Consider the following 18,549-nt stretch of genomic DNA (forward strand, 5'->3'; position numbering starts at 1 on the left):
GTTCGGCAGGGTCGTAGGCTTGCGCGTCGTGGCGGGATCCGGAGGGGGCGGCGCAGCGAGGCGGCTCACCGCCGTGCCGGCGGCCGGGCTCACCTCCGCCGACGTCCGCGCCGCCCTCGACGGCGAGCGCCCGCTCGCCGTCCTCCCCGCCGGTCCCCCGGCCGTGGTCGACGCGGCGCGCGCGGTCCTGCGCCCCGGCGAGCCGCTGGAGCCCGGCGCCGACCTGGTCGTCGTCACCTCCGGCTCCACCGGGGGCGGGCGCGGCGTGCTGCTGTCCGCCGATGCTGTCCACGCCTCGGCGGCGGCCACCCACGACCGGCTCGGTGGCCCCGGCAGCTGGCTGCTCGCGCTCCCGGTGTCCGCCGTCGCCGGGCTGCAGGTGCTGTGCCGCAGCGCCCTGGCCGGCCGGCCGGTGACCCGGCTGGAGGTCGGGGAGCCGTTGGCCGCGGCGCTGGACCGGATGCCGGGCGACGGCCGCCGCTACACCTCGATGGTGCCCACCCAGCTGCGCCGGTTCCTCGACGCCGAGCCCGGCGCGCTGTCCGCCTTCGACGCGGTCCTGGTCGGCGGGGCCGCGGCTGACCCGGCCCTGCTGACCCGGGCCCGCGCGGCGGGCGTCACCGTCGTCACCACCTACGGGATGACCGAGACCGCCGGCGGCTGCGTGTACGACGGGGTGCCCCTCGACGGGGTCGGCGTGCGCGTGACCGCCACCGGGCCCGCAGGACCCGGCGGTGGGCACGTCGAGCTGGCCGGGCCCACCCTGGCCCTCGGCTACCGCGGTGACCCGGCGGGCACCGCCGCGGCCTTCGCCGACGGCTGGTTCCGCACCCGCGACGCCGGCACGCTCGACGCCGCCGGCCGGCTCACCGTGCACGGTCGGCTCGACGACGTGGTGATCAGCGGTGGGGTGAACGTGGCGCCGGCCGCCGTGGAGGCCGCCCTGCGCGAGCACCCCGACGTCGCCGACGCGGTGGTCTTCGGCCGGCCCGACGCCGAGTGGGGGCAGCGCGTCGTCGCGGCCGTCGTCCCCTCCCCCGGCGCGATGCCGGAACTCGCCGTCCTGCGACCGTGGGTGGGCGAGCGGCTGGGCGTGCCCGCCGCGCCGCGCGAGCTGCACGTGATCGCCGCCGTCCCGACCCTGCACACCGGCAAGCCCGACCGCCGCGGCGTCGCCGCCTCGATCCCCCAGGGAGCGCACTGACATGGCCACCCCCGCCCAGTGGCTGGCCGGCGCGCGCCCGCGCACGCTGCCCGCGGCGCTGGCGCCGGTGCTCGTCGGCACCGGCACCGCCGTCGCGCTCGACGGCTTCCGCCTCGTCCCGGCCCTGCTGGCGCTGCTCGTGGCCCTCGCCCTGCAGGTCGCGGTGAACTACGCCAACGACTACTCCGACGGCACGCGCGGCACCGACGCCGACCGGGTCGGCCCCGTGCGCCTGGTCGGCTCGGGCGCGGCCACCCCGCGGCAGGTGCTGGTCGCGGCGATGGCGTCCTTCGCCGTCGCCGGGGTGGCCGGGCTGGTGCTCGCGGCGCTGTCCAGCTGGTGGCTGGTCGCGGTGGGCGCGGTCTGCATCGCCGCCGCGTGGACCTACACCGGCGGCCCGCTGCCCTACGGCTACCGGGCGCTGGGCGAGGTGTTCGTCTTCGTCTTCTTCGGCCCGGTCGCCGTCGTCGGGACGACGTACGTGCAGACCCGGACCCTGCCGGGGCTGGCCTTCGCGGTCTCGGTGCCGATCGGGCTGCTCATCGTGGCGATCCTGGTGGTGAACAACCTGCGCGACATCGAGGGCGATGCGCAGGTCGGCAAGCGCACCCTCGCAGTGCTCCTCGGTGACCGCGCCACCCGCATCGGGTACGCGGCGCTGCTCGTCGTGCCGTTCCTCGTCATCGCCGCGGTCGGCACCACCCGGCCGTGGGCGCTGCTCGGGCTGGCCGCCGCGCCGCTGGCGCTCTCCCCGGCCCGCACGGTGCTCGCCGGCGCCCGCGGCCCGGCGCTCATCGGTGTCCTGCAGTCCACCGGCCTGCTCACCCTCGCCACCGGCGTGCTGCTCGGCACCGGGCTGGCGCTGAGCTGACGGCGGCTACTGCCCGCCGCTGAGCCGGTCGCGCAGGTCCTGCTTCGCCTGGCGACGGGCCACGCTGCGCGCCGCCAGCGCCTCGGTGAGCCGGTCGCGGGACGGGCGCAGCAGCACGTAGGACACCGGCATCGACAGCAGCAGCCCGAAGAGCAGGCCGGGGAAGCTGCCCAGGCCGGCCCACCAGAGGACCAGCACGAGCGTGGCCGCGATCGCGAGGCGGCCCACCGTGTACATCAGCAGCCACGGCAGGACCTTCGGCGGCGTCGCCGTACCGCCCGCCGGGCTCACCGGCGTGCCGGTGGTCGCGTTCTTCTCAGCCATGTCGGCCCTCCCACTTGGTCGAGAGAACGACCGTCGTCCTCGTCCGTGCGACCCCTCGGATCCTGTTCAACGCGTCGATGGCGGCCTCGAGTGCCGGGATGTCGGTCACGCGCACCTTCAGCACGTAGCCCTCGCTGCCGGCGACCCGCCAGCAGTCCTCCACCTCGGGGATCTCCCGCAGCCCCGCCTCGAGTCCGGTGTCGTCGACCGCGTCGCTCTCGATGACGCTCACGAGCGCGGTCACGTCCAGCCCGATCGCCGCGGGATCGACGTCGGCCCGGTACCCGGTGATGACGCCGGCGGCCTCGAGCTTCCCCACGCGCTCGTGCACGGCGGGCGAGGACAGGCCCACCTGCCGGGCGAGCTCGGCGTAGCTGGCGCGGCCGTTGGCCCGCAGCAGGTCGATCAGCTGCCGGTCGACGGCGTCGATGGTCGTTCTCCGTCCTGCCCCGGAGCGGAATCCTCCGCTCGTCGGCACCGAGTATCGCCGCGGACGTACGCTGGATGGCGACGAGGGGGTGGGCATCGTGGCTTTCCTGGTGGTGCTGGTGTTGGCAGTGGTGGTCGTGGCGCTCGTGATGCGTGCCGCGGCCAACTCCGGTCCGGACGGCCGGCCGGGCGGCGAGCGCCGGCCGCAGCGGCCGCAGGGGCCGGTCCGGTTCGTGGCTCCCGACGACGACCCGGAGTTCCTGCGGGAGCTCGAGCGGCGGGCGCGGCGGGACGACGGCTCCCCCACCTGACCCCGCGCGGACCGGCCGCCGGCGCTCAGGCGCCGGCCGGCCCGCCGTCCCGAGCGCTGCCGTCCTCCGGCCAGCCGAGCTCACCGCTGCCCTCGCGGGGCGCGCCCGGCCAGCCGAGGTCGCCCTCCTCCGCGCCGGCGCTCGACGCCGCCCCCGCGCTCGATGCCGCCACCGCGTCCGGCCCGGCCACCGCGTCCGGACGGGTCACTCGAGCCCGCCGTAGCTGTGCAGGCCGGTCGAGACCATGTTCACGTAGAGCAGGTTGAACAGCACGACGGCGAACCCGAGGACGTTGATCCAGGCGGCGGGCCGGCCACGCCAGCCGGCCGTCGTCCGGGCGTGCAGGTAGGCGGCGTACACGACCCAGGAGATGAACATCCAGGTCTCCTTGGGATCCCAGCCCCAGAACCGGCCCCAGGCGCTCTCCGCCCAGATCGCCCCGGCGATCATGGCGAAGGTGTAGATCGGGAAGCCGAAGACGGCGGTGCGGTGGGCCACCCGGTCCAGCCCCGCGGCCGACGGCAGCCGGGACAGCAGACCCGACTCAGCCCCCGGAGCACCCGCGCTCCGGCGGGTGCGGACCAGGTACAGGGCGCTGGCGATGCCGCTCACCAGGAAGACGCCGGAGCCGAGGACCGCGCTGGTCACGTGCACGGCCAGCCAGCTGGACCGGAGCGCGGCGACCAGCGGCCCGGCCTCGGCGTAGAGGAACAGGCCGATGCCGACCATCGCGAGCACCACCGGCCCGAGCACGAAGACGCCCATGTGCCGCAGCGTCGGCTGGCGCACGGCCAGCACGAAGAAGGCGACCATGGCGACGAGGACCACCGCGGTGGCGAACTCGTACATGTTGCCCAGGGGCATCCGCCCGGTGGCCACCCCGCGGGCGACCAGGACACCGGCGTGGGCCAGCACGCCCAGCGCGGTCACCGCCATGCCGAGGACGCCCCAGCGGTTGGCCCGGGCCGGCTCCGGCGTCTCGGCGTCCGGGGCCGGGACGACCGCCGGGCCGCCGCCGGCGGCGACCAGCTCCCGCGCCCGGGCGGTCCGCCGGCCGAAGGCCAGCTCCGCGCAGAAGGCGAGCAGCGCCACCGAGTAGAGCGCGACGCTGACGGAGAAGAGGCTGTCCGACAGCTCGGCCAGCGAGGAGTCAGTCACGCGGGGGGACCTCCGGTTCGGATGCGGTGCGGGCGGGTGGGGCGCTCAGCGCCCCGCGCAGGTCGTCGGACAGGGCGGCGAAGCGCGACCCGCTCTCGCCACCGCCGCGGGCGAGCGCGGCGAGCGTCAGCACGGTACCGCCGCCGTCGGCGCCGGGTTCGGCCCGGGCGAACACCCGCTCGCGGCGGAGCAGGAGCATCCCGAGCAGCCCGACCAGCACGGCGATCGCCGCACCGAGCACCCAGAGCTGGCCGGGGTCGTGCGAGTACTGCATCGCCGCGAACTCCTTGACACCGCTGAAGGTGATGCGGGTGCCGTCGGGCAGGTCCATCGACTCGCCCACCGAGAGGTTGGCCGCGCCGACCTCGCTGAGCCGGCCGCGCTCGATCTGGCTGGCGTCGAGCGAGTACACCGACTGCGGCAACCCGGAGTCCAGACCGAGATAGCCCTGGTAGGCGACGAGCGCGACCTGCGGTGCGAGCGGCCGCGGGTCGACGGAGGTCAGCACCCCGCCCTGCACCAGCCCCGTGGGGGCGAAGAAGCCCTCGAGGGCCAGTTGGTCCTCCTGGCCGGGGACGTCGGGCAGCTTGAGCGCGCCCTGGCTGGCCAGCGTCGTCTGGTCACTGGGGAGGAACGGGGCGCAGACGTCGGTGAACGTCGTCCCACCGGGCGCGGCCACGGTGAAGCACGGGGTGAAGCCGTGACCGGTCACGTACACCCGGTCGCCGTCGACGCGCAGCGGGTCGTTGACCCCGATGGTGGTCGGTCGCCCCTCGGCGGAGGGCGGGCCGTAGCTGATGTCAGCGGTGAACGAGGCGGCGGTGAGGTTCTCCTCGTACTCGGCCCGGAACTGCTCCAGGTCGACGCAGAGCGCGCCGAGATCGCCGCTGTCGACCAGCGGGCCCGCGGAGTAGGTGTCGTACTGCTGGAACGAGTTGCAGAAGCCCTGGCCCTCGGTGACCAGGATGCTGCCCTCGTAGCCCCACAGCTTGCCGCCGGCCAGGCCGAACAGCAGGGCGAGCAGGGAGAGGTGGAACAGCAGGTTCCCGGTCTCCTTGAGGTGGCCCTTCTCGGCCGACAGCTCGGGGCCGCGCGCCCCGTCGCGGCGGACCACGCGGAACCGGCGGACCCGCAGCTCCTCCTCGACGGCGTCGAGGGCGGCACGTTCGGCCAGCGGGGTGCGCAGCGCCGTGGAGTCGGGCAGCCGCAGCAGGTTCCGCGGCGCCGGGGGCGGCGGGGTGCGCAGCGCGCGGGCGTGCTCGACGGCGCGCGGGACCACGCAGCCGATCAGCGAGATGAACAGCAGCAGGTACACCGCGGCGAACCACGGCGAGCTGAAGACGTCGAACAGGTAGAGCCGGTCGAGCCACGGCCCCAGCTCGGGGTGATCGGCGAGGTACTGCCGCACGTTGTTCTGCGACAGCGAGCGCTGCGGCAGCAGCGAGCCGGGCACCGCGGCCAGCGCGAGCAGGAACAGCAGGATGATCGCCGTCCGCATGGCCGTCAGCCGCCGCCACCAGCGCAGCAGCTGGCCGCCCAGCCGCCGGGCCGCGGAGGGCCGCGGCGCCGGTGCGGGCGTGGCCGGCCGCGGGGGTGCCTCGACGCTCACAGCGCCGACTCCCCGAGCCCGGTGACGGCCAGCCACGAACGCAGCCAGCCCATCATCTCCGTCCACGCGCCGGTGACCAGCAGCAGCCCGACGAGCACCAGCACCGCGCCGCCGAAGCGGGTGACCGCCCGCGCGTGCCGGCGCAGGAACGTCGTCGCCCCCACGGCCCAGCGGGCGCCGAGGGCCACGAGCACGAACGGCACGCCGAGGCCGAGGCAGTAGGCCAGGCCCAGCAGGGCGCCGCGGCCGGCGGTGGCCTCCTGGAAGGCGAGGTTCTGGACGGCGGCCAGCGTGGGGCCCAGGCACGGCGTCCAGCCGAGCCCGAAGACGATCCCGAGCAGCGGCGCGCCGGCAAGCCCCATCGTGGGCCGCAGGGTCAGCCGCTTGGTCCGCTGCAGCATCGGCAGCCACCCGAGGAACGCCAGGCCGACGACGACGGTGACCACGCCCATCACCCGGGTGATGGCCTCGTTGTGCACCAGGAGCAGCCGGCCGAGCCCGCCGAACGCCGTGCTGATCGCCACGAACACCGCGGTGAACCCGAGGACGAACAGCAGCGCCCCGAGCACCATGCGACCGCGGGGGGCCCGCTCGTCCACCGGCCGCACCGCGGTGGCCGTGCCGCCACCCCCTGCAGCGGTGGTCTGCGCCGTCGTCGCCGTCGTCGCCGTCGTCACCGTTCCGCTGCCGACCAGGCCGGTGACGTACGACAGGTAGCCGGGCACCAGCGGCAGCACGCAGGGCGAGGCGAAGCTGATCAGGCCGACGAGGGCCGCCACCGCCGCGGCCACGAGCAGCGGCCCGTCGGCGACCAGCCCGGCGAAGGTCTCCCCCACGGCTCAGCCCTCCGCCGTCAGCAGGTCGAGCGTGCTCCGCAGGTCCTCCTGGGACACCTCGGCGGTGTACACCGCGGCCACCCGCCCCTCGCGGTCGAGGAGGATCGTCGAGGGGACGGCGGTCGCCGGGTAGTCGCGGAACGCGAGGGCGACCTCGCCGCGCGGGTCGTAGATGGAGGGGAACTCGATCCCGAACCGGTCGATGAACGCGAGCGCGAACTGGTCGCTGGTCTCCTTCACGTTCAGGCCGAGGAACTGCACGCCCTCGTCCCGCACGTCGGCGTAGACCTCCTGGAACTCCGGCGTCTCCACGCGGCAGGGCCCGCACCACGAGCCCCAGAAGTTGAGGACGGCGACGTCGCCGGCCAGCTGCTCGGAGGAGAACTGCCCGCCCCCGAGCAGCGAGCCGGAGAACTCCGGCGCCGACGCGCGCTCGGACTCGGGGATCACCTCGCCGCGCGGCGTGCCGGCGACGAACCGGAACTCGCCGCCGTTGTTCACCTCGACCGCGTCGGAGCCGGTGCTGCACCCGGTGAGCAGCGCAGCCGCCAGCACGGCAGGAAGCAGTCGTCTCATGCGCCGGGCACCGCGTCGGGGTCGGTGGCGCCGGCCGGCTCGGCGTAGGAGACGCCCTGCAGCTGGTCGCCGTCGTAGGTCAGGGACGTGATGCTGGCCAGCGAGCACTGCCGGCGGCGCGGGTCGTGGGCGAACCGGCGCCCCTCGACGTGCAGCCGGGTGGTCCAGATGGGCAGCTGGTGGCTGACCAGCACGGCCTCGCGCCCGCGGGCGGCGTCGCGCGCCGCCTCGACCGCGGCCAGCATCCGGGCGGCGATCTCCACGTACGGCTCACCCCAGGACGGCTGGAACGGGTTGCGCAGCTTCCACCAGTTGCGCGGCGCCCGGAAGACCCCGCCGGCGCCGCCGACGATCCTGCCCTCGAAGGCGTTGCCGGCCTCGATGATCCGCTCGTCGATCCGGACGTCGAGCCCGGTCGCCTCGGCGAGGGGGCGCGCGGTCTGCCGCGCCCGCTCCAGGGGGCTCGACACCAGGTGGGCGACGTCGTGCCCGGCGAACCAGTCCGCGGCGCGACGGGCCATGTCCTCGCCCGCGGTGGACAGCCGGAACCCCGGCAGCCGGCCGTAGAGCACGCGCCCGGGGTTGTGCACCTCGCCGTGCCGGAGCAGGTGGACGACGGTGAGCTCGCTCACGAGGACCGCTCGCTGTCCAGCGCGCCGGTGCGGTGGGTCTCGACCTCGGCGGCGGCGCGGGCCGCGGCCGGCAGCGCATCGAGCACCCGCTCCAGCGCCTCGCCGGAGAGCTGGGCGTTGACGAACCAGGCCTCGAACGCCGACGGGGGCAGGTACACGCCCCGGGCGAGCAGCGCGTGGAAGAACGCGGTGTAGCGGGCGACGTCCTGGGTGCGGGCGTCGGCGTAGTCGCGCACCTGTCGCTCGTCGGGCACGAAGAAGATCGAGAACATGTTGCCGGCCTGCTGCACCCGGTGCGGCACGCCGGCGGAGAACAGGGCCGCGCTGGCCGCTCCGCGGAGCACGGCGGAGACCTCGTCGCAGTGGGCGTAGACCTCGTCGGTGCAGTTGCGCAGCGTGGCCAGCCCCGCGGCCACCGCGACCGGGTTCCCGGAGAGCGTTCCGGCCTGGTAGACCGGGCCGCTCGGCGCGAGGTGGTCCATCAGGTCCGCCCGGCCGCCGAACGCCGCGGCCGGCAGGCCACCGCCCATGACCTTGCCGAAGGTGAACAGGTCGGCGTCGACGGGGTCCAGGCCGTACCAGCCCGAGGCCGAGACGCGGAACCCGGTCATCACCTCGTCGAGGACCAGCAGCGCACCGTACGCGGCGGTGATCCGGCGCAGCTCGGTGTTGAACCCGTCCAGCGGGGGCACCACGCCCATGTTGCCGGGGGCGGCCTCGCTGACGACCGCGGCGATCTGCGGGCCGCGCTCGGCGAAGACGGCCTCGACGGCGGCGACGTCGTTGTAGGGCAGCACGATCGTGTCGGCGGCCGCGCCGGTGGTGACGCCGGGGGTGTCCGGGAGCCCCAGGGTGGCCACGCCCGAGCCGGCGGAGGCCAGCAGCGCGTCGACGTGGCCGTGGTAGCAGCCGGCGAACTTGACCAGCAGCGGGCGGCCCGTGGCCCCGCGCGCCAGGCGGACGGCGGAGAGCACCGCCTCGGTGCCGGAGTTGACCAGCCGGACCCGCTCCACCGGCGCGACCCGGCGCCGGATCTCCTCCGCCAGCTCCAGCTCGCCCTCGGTGGGGGCGCCGAAGGAGAGCCCCCGGCGGGCGGCGGTGCCGACCGCGTCGACGACGTCGGGGTGGGCGTGCCCGAGGATCATCGGCCCCCAGGAGCTGACCAGGTCGACGTAGCGGCGCCCGTCGGCGTCGGTGATCCACGGGCCGGAGCCCTCGACCATGAAACGCGGCGTGCCACCGACGGCCTGGAACGCACGGACCGGGCTGTTCACCCCGCCGGGGGTGACCTCCTGTCCACGGGCGAAGAGGCCGGCCGACACCGGGGCCTCGTAGGTGTAGGGCGAGCTGTCCAGCGAGGTCACGGTCCCAGTGTCCCCTCTGATCCCGTGCCGCGGCCGGAGGCATCGCGCACACCGGCCAGGAGCGCGGCCCGCAGCGCCGCGGGGTCCCTCGTCGGCACCAGGACCGTCCGGCCGTCGGCGAGCCGCAGCGGCAGACCCGTGCGGCCGCGGGGCAGCGACCCGGCTCCGCCGAGGACGGGGGCCCCGGCGTCCACGCCCGAGTCGCCCGACCGCAGATGGGCGGTGTCGACGTCGGCCAGCGGCACCCGCTCGCGCCCGACGGTGAGCGCCGCGTCGGGGCCCTGCCCGTCCACCCGCACCGTCCAGACCCGCCGCGCCGAGAGACAGCCCACCGCCACGACGCCGGGGACGACGACGAGTGCGAGGCCCCGGAGCAGCGGCGGCACGTCCGGGCCCGGCAGCGCCAGGTCCGCGACGAGGAGGAGACCGAGGACCCCGACGACCGTCCAGAACGGCCGCCAGGAGCCCCCGGGCTCGACGTACGGGTCCACCGGGGTCAGCGCGAGACCAGGCGCGCGGCCTCGACCGCCCAGTAGGTGAGCACCTGGCCCGCCCCGGCGCGGCGGATGGCGATCAGCGTCTCCAGGATCGCCCGCTCGCGGTCGATCCAGCCGTTGGCCGCGGCCGCCTCGACCATCGCGTACTCGCCGCTGACCTGGTAGGCGCTCACCGGCACGTCGACCGCGTCGGCCACCCGGGCCACGATGTCGAGGTAGGGCAGCGCGGGCTTGACCATGACGGCGTCCGCGCCCTCGGCGAGGTCCTGCCGGACCTCGCGCAGCGCCTCGTCGGCGTTCGGCGGGTCCATCTGGTAGGTCGACCGGTCGCCGAACTGCGGGGCGCCCTCGGCCGCCTCGCGGAACGGCCCGTAGAAGCCCGAGGCGTACTTGGCGGCGTAGGCCAGGATCGGCACCTCGGTGAACGCGGCGCTGTCCAGCCCGGCGCGGATCGCCGCGACCTGGCCGTCCATCATCCCGCTCGGCGCGACGAGGTGGGCGCCGGCCTGGGCCTGCGCGATCGCCACCGCCGCGTACCGGTCCAGCGTCGGGTCGTTGTCCACGACGCCCGCGGGCGTGACGACGCCGCAGTGCCCGTGGTCGGTGTACTCGCACAGGCACAGGTCGGCCATGAGCACCAGCTCGTCGCCCAGGTCCGACCGGAGCTGCTGCAGCGCCACGTTGACGACCCCGTCGGCGGCGTCGGCCTGGGAGCCGACCGGGTCCTTGTCCGCGGGGATGCCGAAGAGCATCAGCCCGCCGATGCCGGCCTCGGCCGCCTCCTGCGCCGCCTTCCGCAGCGAGTCGGGCGTGTGCTGGACGACGCCGGGCATCGAGCCGATCGGGACCGGCGAGTCGATGCCCTGCTTGACGAAGACCGGCAGCACCAGGTCGGCCGGGGCCAGCCGGGTCTGCGCGGTCAGCCGCCGCAGCGCGGGCGTCGAGCGCAGCCGGCGCCCGCGCGCGAAGCCCGGGTTCGCACCGCCCCGGTGGGCGTCGCTCACCTGCCCTCGCCGTCCTCCGCCTCGCGCAGCGACAGCGCGTACTCGGCCAGCGCGTCCACCAGCGGGGCGACCGCGGCGGTCTCCGGCTGGACGTCGACGCGCAGGCCGAACTCCTGGGCGCTGGCCGCCGTCGCCGGGCCGATCACCGCGACGACGGTCTTGGCGTGCGGCTTGCCGGCGATGCCGACCAGGTTGCGGACCGTGCTCGACGAGGTGAAGCAGACGGCGTCGAAGCCACCGCCCTTGATCGCCTCGCGCACCGATGCGGCCGGCGGCGCGGCGCGCACCGTCCGGTAGGCGGTGACGTCGTCGATCTCCCAGCCCCGCTCGACCAGGCCGGCAGCCAGGGTCTCGGTCGCGATGTCGGCGCGCGGCAGGAGGACGCGGTCGATCGGGTCGAACACGTCGTCGTAGGGCGGGAAGTCGGCCAGCAGTCCCTGGCTGGACTGCTCGCCGGTCGGCACCAGCTCCGGCTGGATGCCGAAGTCGCGGACGGCCTCGGCGGTCTGCTCCCCGACGCAGGCGACCTTCACCCCGGCGAAGGCGCGGGCGTCGAGGCCGAGCTCCACGAACTTCTCGCGCACGGCCTTCACCGCGTTCACCGAGGTGAACACGATCCAGCCGTAGCGGCCGGTGACCAGGCCCTTGATGGCGCGGTCCATCTGCGCGGGGCTGCGCGGCGGCTCGACGGCGATCGTCGGCACCTCGACCGGCACCGCGCCGTAGGCCCGCAGCCGGTCGCTCATCTCGCCGGCCTGGTCCTTCGTGCGCGGCACCAGCACCCGCCAGCCGAACAGCGGGCGGCTCTCCCACCACGACGTCCGGGCGCGCTTGTCGACGGCGGCGCCGACGGTGGCCACGACCGCGCCGCTGAGCGGGTCGAGCCCGGCGGTCTTCTCCGCGACGGCCGACAGCTTGGTGACGATGCTCTTCTGGCCGGTGCCCGATCCGCCGGTGGTGACCACGACCGGGGTGCTGCCGGAGAGCCCGCCCTCGACCAGCCGCACGGCCGCGTCGGGGAGCTGGTCGGCCGTGCCCTGCAGCACCAGCGTGCCGCCGGCGCCGGCGGTCGCGGCGGCCAGGGAGGCGACGTCCACCCCGCTGCGCAGGTCCGCGGTGAGCGCGGTGCTGCCCATGGCCACACCGGCGAAGGCGGGGACGGCGGTCGCGGTGGCCACGCCGGGCACGACGTCGAAGGGCACCGAGGTGCGGCCGACGGCGAACACCTCCTTGACCACGTCGTCGGAGGTGTACGGATCGCCGGTGACGAGCCGGACCACGACCGACCCGTTCTTGGCGCTCGCGACCGCGCCCTTGGCGATGTCGGCCGGCTCGCCGGAGACCGGCGTCAGCTCCGTCTCGGGGTTGGCCTCGCGGACGGCGTCCTGGACGGCGGGCGGGACGTCGGGGTCGACGAGGACCACCGCCGCCTCGGCCAGCGCCGCGGTCGCCCGGGCGGTGAGCATGCCGGGGTCACCGGGGCCGGCGCCGACGAACACGACCCGGCCGGACTGGCCTGCGGTCTTGCGGAAGCGCGTCATCGCGTGCTCCTGATCCTGGCCCGGGGGTCCCGGGCTTCTGTCATGGCCCGGTACCGGGCCGTTGGGGGGGTCTGTGGGGGTCGGGAGCTCACTCGCCGGCCGCCATGAGCGCGGCCGCGCCGCGGTCGAGCAGCTCGGCGGCGAGCGTGCGGCCGAGCGCGGCGGCGTCGGCCAGCGGCCCGGTGGTGGAGCCGCGGACGGCATCGCTGCCGTCGAGCGCGGTCACCGAGGCCCGGAGGTAGAGCTCCGGGCCGGTCTCGCCCTCGGCGACCTCCGCGTAGGCGGCGACCGGCGCGCTGCAGCCGGCCTCGAGCGTGGCCAGCGTGGCCCGCTCGGCCACCACGCAGGCGCGGGTCGAGGCGTCCTCCAGCCGGCCCAGCAGCTCCCGTGTCCGGGCGTCGCTGGTCCGGCACTCCACCGCCAGGGCGCCCTGGGCGGGCGCGGGCAGCACCTGCAGCGGATCGAGGGTCTCGGTGATCCGCTCCAGGCGGCCGATCCGGCTGAGCCCGGCGCGGGCCAGCACGACGGCGTCCAGGTCACCGGGGCCCGTGCCGGCGCCGGCCACGCGGCCGAGCCGGGTGTCGACGTTGCCCCGGATCGGCACGATCTCCAGGCCCAGGCCGAGCGCCCGCAGCTGGGCGACCCGCCGGGGGGCGCCGGTACCGATCCGGGATCCGGCCGGCAGCTCGCCGAGCGTCAGCCCGTCCCGCGCCACCAGGGCGTCCCGCGGGTCCTCGCGACCCGGGACCGCCGCGAGGCTCAGCCCGGGCTCCGGCGCGGTGGGGAGGTCCTTGTAGCTGTGCACCGCCAGGTCGACCTCCCCGGCCAGGAGGGCCCGGCGGATGGCGGTGACGAACACGCCGGTGCCCCCCAGCTGGGCGATCGCGGCCGACGAGCGGTCACCCTCGGTGCTGATGAACACCAGCTCGACCGGTACGCCGGTCGCGGCGGTGAGTGCGTCGGCGATGGTCTGCGACTGGGTGCGGGCCAGCTCGCTGGCGCGGGTGCCGAGGCGCAGCGGCACGCCGCCGCCCGCGGTGACGGCGGCCGCCGGCTGCAGGTCGGTGGCGGTCACGCGGAGCCTCCCGGACGCTCGGGGTCGACGGTGACGGCATCGGCCAGCCGGCCCGCACCGGGCGTGACGTCGGCGTCGATGCCGAGGCCGAACAGGGCCCGCAGCGCCCCGGCGTAGTCGGTCTCCCCGGGCGTGGCGGCCAGCTCCTTGACCCGCACGGTCGGCTCGTGCAGCAGCTTGTCGACGACGCGGCGCACCGTGCGCGCGATCTCCGCGCGTGCCCGGGCGTCGAGATCGGGCAGCCGCCCGGCCAGTCGCAGCAGCTCGGCGTCGACGACCTCCGCCGCCTGGCTGCGCAGCGCGGAGACGGTGGGCCCGACCGCGGCGGCCTGGCGCTCGGCGCGCAGCAGCGCGGTCTCGGCCTCGATCATGGCGCGCGCGGTGCTGATGTCGTCGGCGGCGACGGGTCCTCCGGGAGCGCCGTCCCTCCGCTCCCCCTGCAGGAGGGCCAGGTCGACGACGTGGACGCCCGGCAGGGCCGCGACCCCCGGGTCCACGTCCCGGGGCAGCGCCAGGTCGACGACGACCAGCGGCCGGTTCCCGCGGCCGGCCATCGCCGCCGAGACGACGTCGGTGGTCACCACCAGGCCGGTCGCGCCCGTGCAGGTCAGCAGGACGTCGGCGGCGGCCAGCTCCTCGGGCAGGTGGTCCATGGGGGCCGGCCGGCCGGCGACGGCCTCGGCGAGCCGGCGGGCCGAGCCCTCGGTGCGGCTGCTGACGACGACGTCGGCGCCGCGACGGGCCAGCGTGGTGGCGGCCAGCGCACCCATCGAGCCCGCGCCGACCACCAGCACCGGGCGGCCGGCGAGGTCGCCGATGCGCGCCTCGGTGCGGTCGAGCGCGACCGAGACGAGCGAGGCGCCGGCCCGGTCGATGCCGGTCTCGGAGTGCACCCGCTTGCCCACCCGTAGCGCGCGCTGGGCCACGGGGTGCAGCGCGCGGCCGACGGTGCCCTCCTCCCGGGCCAGCGCGTACGCCGCGCGCAGCTGGCCGAGCACCTGGGTCTCGCCGACGACCATCGAGTCCAGCCCGGCGGCGACGGTGAACAGGTGGGCGACGGCCTGGTCCTCGTAGTGCACCGTGACGTACGGGGAGAGCTCCTCCACCGTGGCCCCGGCCTGGCGGGCGAGCACCCGGCTGACGTCGGTGACGCCGCCGTGGAAGCGCTCGACCTCGGCGAACACCTCGACCCGGTTGCAGGTCGCCAGCACGAGGGCCTCGCTGACGTGGTCGCTCTCGACCAGTTCGTGCAGCGCCTTCACGCGGTCGTCGGCAGCCATCGCGAACTGCTCGAGCAGCGCGACGGGTGCGGTCTGGTGGCTCACGCCCACCGCCAGCAGACTCACGCCGACTCCTCCCCCGCGGGCACGGCGCGCTGCTGGCCCAGGAAGGCCAGCACCTGCAGCTCGACGGACAGGTCGACCTGGCGGACGTCGACGCCCGCGGGCGCCGCCAGCGTCACAGGTGCGAAGTTCAAGATGCTCCTCACCCCGGCCGCGATCAGCCGGTCGCAGACCGGCTGGGCCACGTCGGCCGGCGTCGCGATGACCCCGATGGAGGCCTCCCGCGCCGGAACGGTGGCTTCCAGTTCGGCCAGGGACTGCACCGTCAGCCCCCCGATGCGCTGGCCGACGCGGGCCGGCGCGGCGTCGAAGAGACCGACGAACCGGAAGCCCCGGCTCCCGAAACCCGCGTAGTCGGCGAGCGCCGTGCCGAGGTTCCCGATGCCGACGAGCACGCAGGCCCGCGACTGCTCGGCGCCGAGCACGCGGGCGATCCGCTCGCGCAGGGCACGGACGTCGTAGCCGACCCCGCGCACGCCGCAGGAGCCCAGGTGGGACAGGTCCTTGCGCAGGCCGGCCGGGTTGACCCCCGCGGCGGAGGCGAGGTCCCCGGAGGAGACGGTGGTCCGGCCGCCGTCGGCGAAGCTGGTCAGCACCCGCAGGTACACGGCCAGACGTGCGACGGTGGCCTCCGGGATGGTCCGGGGCCGCGGCTGGATCACGGGCTCTCCACAGCGGTCGCACCCGGGAGACCCGGCGGGCGCCGGGGGCGGGAACTGCGACATCGGGACACGCGAGCAGCACGTGCTCGCGTCCGCCACGGTAACCGCTTGTGAACGCAGGAACAAAGTTGCCGAGGGGGCAGGGGCCCCCTGACCTGGCCGATTCCGGCCGGTTGTGGCAGAGACCACCGTAACCGCCCTCCGGGAGCCACCCGGACGGGGGGCCCGCGGCCCCCGGAGGGATCAGCGAAGGCCCAGGTCGCGGCGCAGCCGGGGCACGTCGAGGGTGAAGTAGGAGTGCTCGCGGCCGTCGAGCAGCAGCACCGGGACCCGGTCGCCGTACTCGGCCTGCAGCTCCGGGTCGGTGTCGACGTCGACCTCGTGGACGTCGACACCGGCCTCGGCGGCGATCGGGACGAGCTGCTCGGCCGCGGTCAGGCAGAGGTGGCAGCCCTCGCGCCCCAGCAGCTGCAGCCGCGGCTCACTCACCGGCGGCCTCCTCCGCGCCCGCGGCCACCGCCGCCGGCTCGGCGCCCGTGAGCCCGAGCTCGCGCAGCCGCGCCCGGCTGACCTTGCCGGTGAGCGAGTGCGGCAGCGACGGGAGGAACTGCACCGACGTCGGCACCTTGTAGCGGGCCAGCGACTCCGCCGCATGGGCCTGCAGCTCCTCCACCGCCGGCTGCTCCCCCGGCGCCGCGACGACGACGGCCCGCACGGAAGCGCCGGTGCGGGGGTGGGGGACACCGATCACCGCGCTCTCCACGATCGCGGGGTGCTGGTCGAGCACCCGCTCCACCTCGGCCGGGTAGACGTTGAAGCCGCTGACGAGGATGAGGTCGCTGCGCCGGTCGACCAGGTGCAGATCCCCGTCCGCGTCGCGGTAGGCGAGGTCGCCGGTGCCGATCCAGCCCTCGGCGTCCGGCCCGTCGGCGCCGTCGGGCCAGTAGCCGGCGAACAGGTTCGGACCGCGCACCCAGATCTCCCCCGGGCCCTCGTCGTCGGAGTCGTCGGAGGCCGAGGTGGCGTGCGGGTCGGCCGGGTCGGCGGATCCGTCGGGTGCGGTGGCCTCGTCCGCGGCCGGCTGGTCGGCGGGCGGCAGCCCGCTCGTCGCCGTGTCCCGCAGCACCAGCTCCAGGCCGGGCACGGGGCCGCCGATGCAGGCGGGCTTGGCGCGCCCCGTGGCCAGGGTGCTGGCGACCACCGGCGCGGCCTCGGTCAGCCCGTAGCCCTCCCACACGGTGACCCCGGCGCGCTCGCGCATCGCCGTCCAGACGTCCTCGGGGAGCGGCGCCGCTCCGGCGGAGGCGACCCGCACGGCGGCGAACCCCCGCCGCAGCTCGGCGTCGCTGCAGGCGGCGAGCCATGCCTGGTACATCGGCGGTGCGCCCGGCACCGCGGTGACCTCTTCCTCGGCCATGACCGTCAGCGACGCCCGGGGGTCGAAGCTCTCCTGCAGGACGGTGCAGGCTCCGGTGGCGGCCGCCAGGCCGAAGCCGGCGTTGAGGCCGTAGACGTGGAACAACGGCAGTACCAGCAGCACCCGGTCGTCGGTGCGCACCGGCGGCGACGCCATCGCCAGGCACTGCTCCTGGTTGGCGCGCAGCGCGCCGGAGGTGAGCATCGCGCCGCGCGGCCGCCCCGTCGTCCCGCTGGTGTAGCAGAGGAAGGCGAGCGCGTCGGGGTCGTCGGCGACCCCGGCGGCCGGGTCTTCCGCCTCGGGCGGGCCGGGGCAGACGGGCACCTCGGCCGGCGAGCCCCGGTCCCCGGCGGCCACCAGGAGCGCCGCGCCGGAGTCGGTGAGCACGTGCTCGAGCTCGGGATCGGTGTAGGCGGTGTTGACCGGGACCACGACCAGCCCGGCGCGCAGGGCCCCGACGACGGCGCGCAGCCAGTCGATCCCGTTCGGCAGCTGGACGGCGACCCGGTCCCCCGGAGCCAGGCCGCGGGCGGCGTACCCCGCGGCCACCCGGTCGGCCAGCTCGTCCAGCCGGCCCCAGGTCAGCCGCCGGTCGCCGGCCACCACCGCCGGGGCGTCGGGATCGCGCTGCGCCGCCGCGCGCACGAGCGCGGCGAGCGACGTGCCTGCCTCGGACACGGGCATCTCCTGTCGTCGGTGCGGCAGGCAACCGGCCGTCGGCGCGCGGTGACGGGCGCGCCAGGGCAAGCTGCCGTGGACGAGCTGGGGCGATGTTGTCACCATGGCGCCTGCGCCGCAGCCCGCGTGCGCCGTTCCGGCGCGCCCCGGGAACCAGGACGGTCCAGGACAGCGGGCCGACGAGGAGGTCGATCGCCCGCATGCCGCAGCCGCTGGACGCCGAGCTGCCCGCCGGGGCGGTTCCGCACTACCGGCCCGGGGCACGCCCCACGCCGTTCCCGCGCGCGAGCACGGAGGCGCTGTCCGCCGACGCCGGCCTCGGTCGGAGCGCCGGGGCAGCGCACGCCGGCTCCGCAGCGACGGCGGAGCTGCCCGCCGGGGTGGCCGCTGAGCTCGCCGCGGCCGAGGCCGGGGCCGCCGCCTCCGGGAACGTCGACGTCTGGCACCTGGTCGGGCGGTCGCAGGCCGGCGACGCGGAGGCGTTCGGCCGGCTCTACGACCACTACGTGACGCTGGTGCACCGCTACGCCTACCACCGGGTCGGTGACCGGGCGACGGCCGAGGACATCACCAGCGAGACCTTCGTGCGCGCTCTGCGGCGGATCGACTCGCTGTCCTTCCAGGGCCGCGACGTCGGTGCCTGGCTGATCACGATCGCCCGCAACATCATCCGCGACCAGGTCAAGAGCAGCCGCTTCCGCCTCGAGGTCACCATCGCCGACATGCGCGACGCCGACCGGGCCACCGACGGGCCCGAGGACGCGGTGCTCCAGCACCTGACGAACGAGCAACTGCTGGCGTGCGTGCGACAGCTGGGGAGCGAGCAACAGGAGTGCATCGTGCTGCGCTTCCTGCACGGTCTGTCGGTCTCGGAGACTGCCGAGATCATGGGCAAGAAGGACGGCGCCATCAAGGCGCTCCAGCACCGGGCGGTCCGGCGGCTGGCGAGCCTTCTGCCCCACGGGCTGCGATGAGCCCGGGCCGGGGCATCCGCGTCACCGACCCGTTCCGCCGCCCG

At 75.9% G+C, this 18,549-nt stretch carries 21 protein-coding genes; 4 read left to right on the forward strand and 17 right to left on the reverse strand.

Annotation, left to right across the window (positions count from 1 at the left end; genetic code table 11):
* Positions 1–28: 28 nt before the first annotated feature.
* Complete coding sequence (locus ABDB74_RS18380) at positions 29–1,204, forward strand: AMP-binding enzyme (RefSeq protein WP_346620185.1); 1,176 nt, start codon at positions 29–31, stop codon at positions 1,202–1,204.
* 1 nt (position 1,205) lies between these two features.
* Positions 1,206–2,075, forward strand: a complete 870-nt coding sequence (locus ABDB74_RS18385) for a 1,4-dihydroxy-2-naphthoate polyprenyltransferase (protein ID WP_346620186.1) — start codon at positions 1,206–1,208, stop codon at positions 2,073–2,075.
* Positions 2,076–2,081: 6 nt separating this feature from the next.
* On the opposite strand, the gene ABDB74_RS18390 is transcribed toward ABDB74_RS18385, so the two are convergent.
* Positions 2,082–2,399 carry a DUF4229 domain-containing protein gene (locus ABDB74_RS18390; RefSeq protein ID WP_346620187.1) on the reverse strand — a complete coding sequence of 106 codons (318 nt, stop codon included), beginning with the start codon at positions 2,397–2,399 and terminating at the stop codon, positions 2,082–2,084.
* Positions 2,392–2,877: an Lrp/AsnC family transcriptional regulator gene (locus tag ABDB74_RS18395; RefSeq protein ID WP_346620188.1), complete on the reverse strand. Its 486-nt coding sequence runs from the start codon at positions 2,875–2,877 to the stop codon at positions 2,392–2,394. The genes ABDB74_RS18390 and ABDB74_RS18395 overlap by 8 nt, the downstream gene beginning before the upstream one ends.
* A gap of 49 nt (positions 2,878–2,926) precedes the next feature.
* Here ABDB74_RS18395 and ABDB74_RS18400 point away from each other — a divergent pair, with 49 nt between their 5' ends.
* Positions 2,927–3,139, forward strand: coding sequence for a hypothetical protein (locus ABDB74_RS18400; protein ID WP_346620189.1), 213 nt, complete (start codon positions 2,927–2,929; stop codon positions 3,137–3,139).
* A 25-nt stretch (positions 3,140–3,164) separates the two neighbouring features.
* Here ABDB74_RS18400 and ABDB74_RS18405 read toward each other — a convergent pair whose 3' ends face one another.
* The 15 genes from ABDB74_RS18405 to ABDB74_RS18475 form a co-directional block, all read right to left on the reverse strand.
* A complete protein-coding gene (locus tag ABDB74_RS18405) occupies positions 3,165–3,347 on the reverse strand; it encodes a hypothetical protein (protein WP_346620190.1) in 183 nt (60 codons plus the stop codon).
* A complete protein-coding gene (gene ccsB, locus ABDB74_RS18410) occupies positions 3,344–4,297 on the reverse strand; it encodes a c-type cytochrome biogenesis protein CcsB (RefSeq protein WP_346620191.1) in 954 nt (317 codons plus the stop codon). Before ccsB ends, ABDB74_RS18405 begins: the two co-directional genes overlap by 4 nt.
* Positions 4,290–5,906 (reverse strand): cytochrome c biogenesis protein ResB, encoded by a 1,617-nt coding sequence (locus ABDB74_RS18415; protein ID WP_346620192.1) that lies wholly within the window; start codon positions 5,904–5,906, stop codon positions 4,290–4,292. The genes ccsB and ABDB74_RS18415 overlap by 8 nt, the downstream gene beginning before the upstream one ends.
* Positions 5,903–6,742 (reverse strand): cytochrome c biogenesis protein CcdA, encoded by an 840-nt coding sequence (locus tag ABDB74_RS18420; protein WP_346620193.1) that lies wholly within the window; start codon positions 6,740–6,742, stop codon positions 5,903–5,905. Before ABDB74_RS18420 ends, ABDB74_RS18415 begins: the two co-directional genes overlap by 4 nt.
* 3 nt (positions 6,743–6,745) lie before the next feature.
* Positions 6,746–7,318 carry a TlpA disulfide reductase family protein gene (locus ABDB74_RS18425; protein WP_346620194.1) on the reverse strand — a complete coding sequence of 191 codons (573 nt, stop codon included), beginning with the start codon at positions 7,316–7,318 and terminating at the stop codon, positions 6,746–6,748.
* Positions 7,315–7,950, reverse strand: a complete 636-nt coding sequence (locus tag ABDB74_RS18430; protein WP_346620195.1) for a histidine phosphatase family protein — start codon at positions 7,948–7,950, stop codon at positions 7,315–7,317. The genes ABDB74_RS18425 and ABDB74_RS18430 overlap by 4 nt, the downstream gene beginning before the upstream one ends.
* Positions 7,947–9,314 carry a glutamate-1-semialdehyde 2,1-aminomutase gene (gene hemL, locus ABDB74_RS18435; RefSeq protein ID WP_346620196.1) on the reverse strand — a complete coding sequence of 456 codons (1,368 nt, stop codon included), beginning with the start codon at positions 9,312–9,314 and terminating at the stop codon, positions 7,947–7,949. The genes ABDB74_RS18430 and hemL overlap by 4 nt, the downstream gene beginning before the upstream one ends.
* On the reverse strand, positions 9,311–9,805 hold the full coding sequence (locus ABDB74_RS18440; protein ID WP_346620197.1) for a hypothetical protein: 495 nt from the start codon (positions 9,803–9,805) through the stop codon (positions 9,311–9,313). Before ABDB74_RS18440 ends, hemL begins: the two co-directional genes overlap by 4 nt.
* A 5-nt stretch (positions 9,806–9,810) precedes the next feature.
* Positions 9,811–10,815 (reverse strand): porphobilinogen synthase, encoded by a 1,005-nt coding sequence (gene hemB / locus ABDB74_RS18445; protein ID WP_346620198.1) that lies wholly within the window; start codon positions 10,813–10,815, stop codon positions 9,811–9,813.
* Positions 10,812–12,356: a uroporphyrinogen-III synthase gene (locus tag ABDB74_RS18450; protein ID WP_346620199.1), complete on the reverse strand. Its 1,545-nt coding sequence runs from the start codon at positions 12,354–12,356 to the stop codon at positions 10,812–10,814. Before ABDB74_RS18450 ends, hemB begins: the two co-directional genes overlap by 4 nt.
* 88 nt (positions 12,357–12,444) lie before the next feature.
* The gene (gene hemC, locus ABDB74_RS18455; RefSeq protein ID WP_346620200.1) at positions 12,445–13,431 is read right to left on the reverse strand and encodes a hydroxymethylbilane synthase; all 987 of its coding nucleotides are present in this window, start codon (positions 13,429–13,431) and stop codon (positions 12,445–12,447) included.
* Complete coding sequence (locus ABDB74_RS18460) at positions 13,428–14,777, reverse strand: glutamyl-tRNA reductase (RefSeq protein WP_346620201.1); 1,350 nt, start codon at positions 14,775–14,777, stop codon at positions 13,428–13,430. The genes hemC and ABDB74_RS18460 overlap by 4 nt, the downstream gene beginning before the upstream one ends.
* On the reverse strand, positions 14,774–15,436 hold the full coding sequence (locus ABDB74_RS18465; RefSeq protein WP_346620202.1) for a redox-sensing transcriptional repressor Rex: 663 nt from the start codon (positions 15,434–15,436) through the stop codon (positions 14,774–14,776). The genes ABDB74_RS18460 and ABDB74_RS18465 overlap by 4 nt, the downstream gene beginning before the upstream one ends.
* Before the next feature lie 243 nt (positions 15,437–15,679).
* Positions 15,680–15,925, reverse strand: a complete 246-nt coding sequence (locus ABDB74_RS18470; RefSeq protein WP_346620203.1) for a glutaredoxin family protein — start codon at positions 15,923–15,925, stop codon at positions 15,680–15,682.
* The gene (locus ABDB74_RS18475) at positions 15,918–17,537 is read right to left on the reverse strand and encodes an AMP-binding protein (RefSeq protein ID WP_407062138.1); all 1,620 of its coding nucleotides are present in this window, start codon (positions 17,535–17,537) and stop codon (positions 15,918–15,920) included. The genes ABDB74_RS18470 and ABDB74_RS18475 overlap by 8 nt, the downstream gene beginning before the upstream one ends.
* A gap of 194 nt (positions 17,538–17,731) precedes the next feature.
* On the opposite strand from ABDB74_RS18475, the gene ABDB74_RS18480 reads away from it, so the two are divergent.
* Positions 17,732–18,505, forward strand: coding sequence for a sigma-70 family RNA polymerase sigma factor (locus ABDB74_RS18480; RefSeq protein ID WP_346620205.1), 774 nt, complete (start codon positions 17,732–17,734; stop codon positions 18,503–18,505).
* The last annotated feature ends 44 nt before the right edge of the window (positions 18,506–18,549 follow it).

Origin of the sequence: Blastococcus sp. HT6-4, assembly GCF_039679125.1 — a bacterium.
In the GTDB taxonomy this organism is placed as follows: domain Bacteria; phylum Actinomycetota; class Actinomycetes; order Mycobacteriales; family Geodermatophilaceae; genus Blastococcus; species Blastococcus montanus.

What these genes read in the sequence shown, in the direction of transcription:
- ABDB74_RS18385 (WP_346620186.1), top strand. Translation starts at nt 1,206, where the DNA reads ATGGCCACCCCCGCCCAGTGGCTGGCCGGCGCGCGCCCGCGCACGCTG.
- ABDB74_RS18390 (WP_346620187.1), bottom strand. Translation starts at nt 2,399, where the DNA reads ATGGCTGAGAAGAACGCGACCACCGGCACGCCGGTGAGCCCGGCGGGC.
- ABDB74_RS18425 (WP_346620194.1), bottom strand. Translation starts at nt 7,318, where the DNA reads ATGAGACGACTGCTTCCTGCCGTGCTGGCGGCTGCGCTGCTCACCGGG.
- ABDB74_RS18450 (WP_346620199.1), bottom strand. Translation starts at nt 12,356, where the DNA reads ATGACGCGCTTCCGCAAGACCGCAGGCCAGTCCGGCCGGGTCGTGTTC.
- ABDB74_RS18475 (WP_407062138.1), bottom strand. Translation starts at nt 17,537, where the DNA reads ATGCCCGTGTCCGAGGCAGGCACGTCGCTCGCCGCGCTCGTGCGCGCG.
- ABDB74_RS18480 (WP_346620205.1), top strand. Translation starts at nt 17,732, where the DNA reads ATGCCGCAGCCGCTGGACGCCGAGCTGCCCGCCGGGGCGGTTCCGCAC.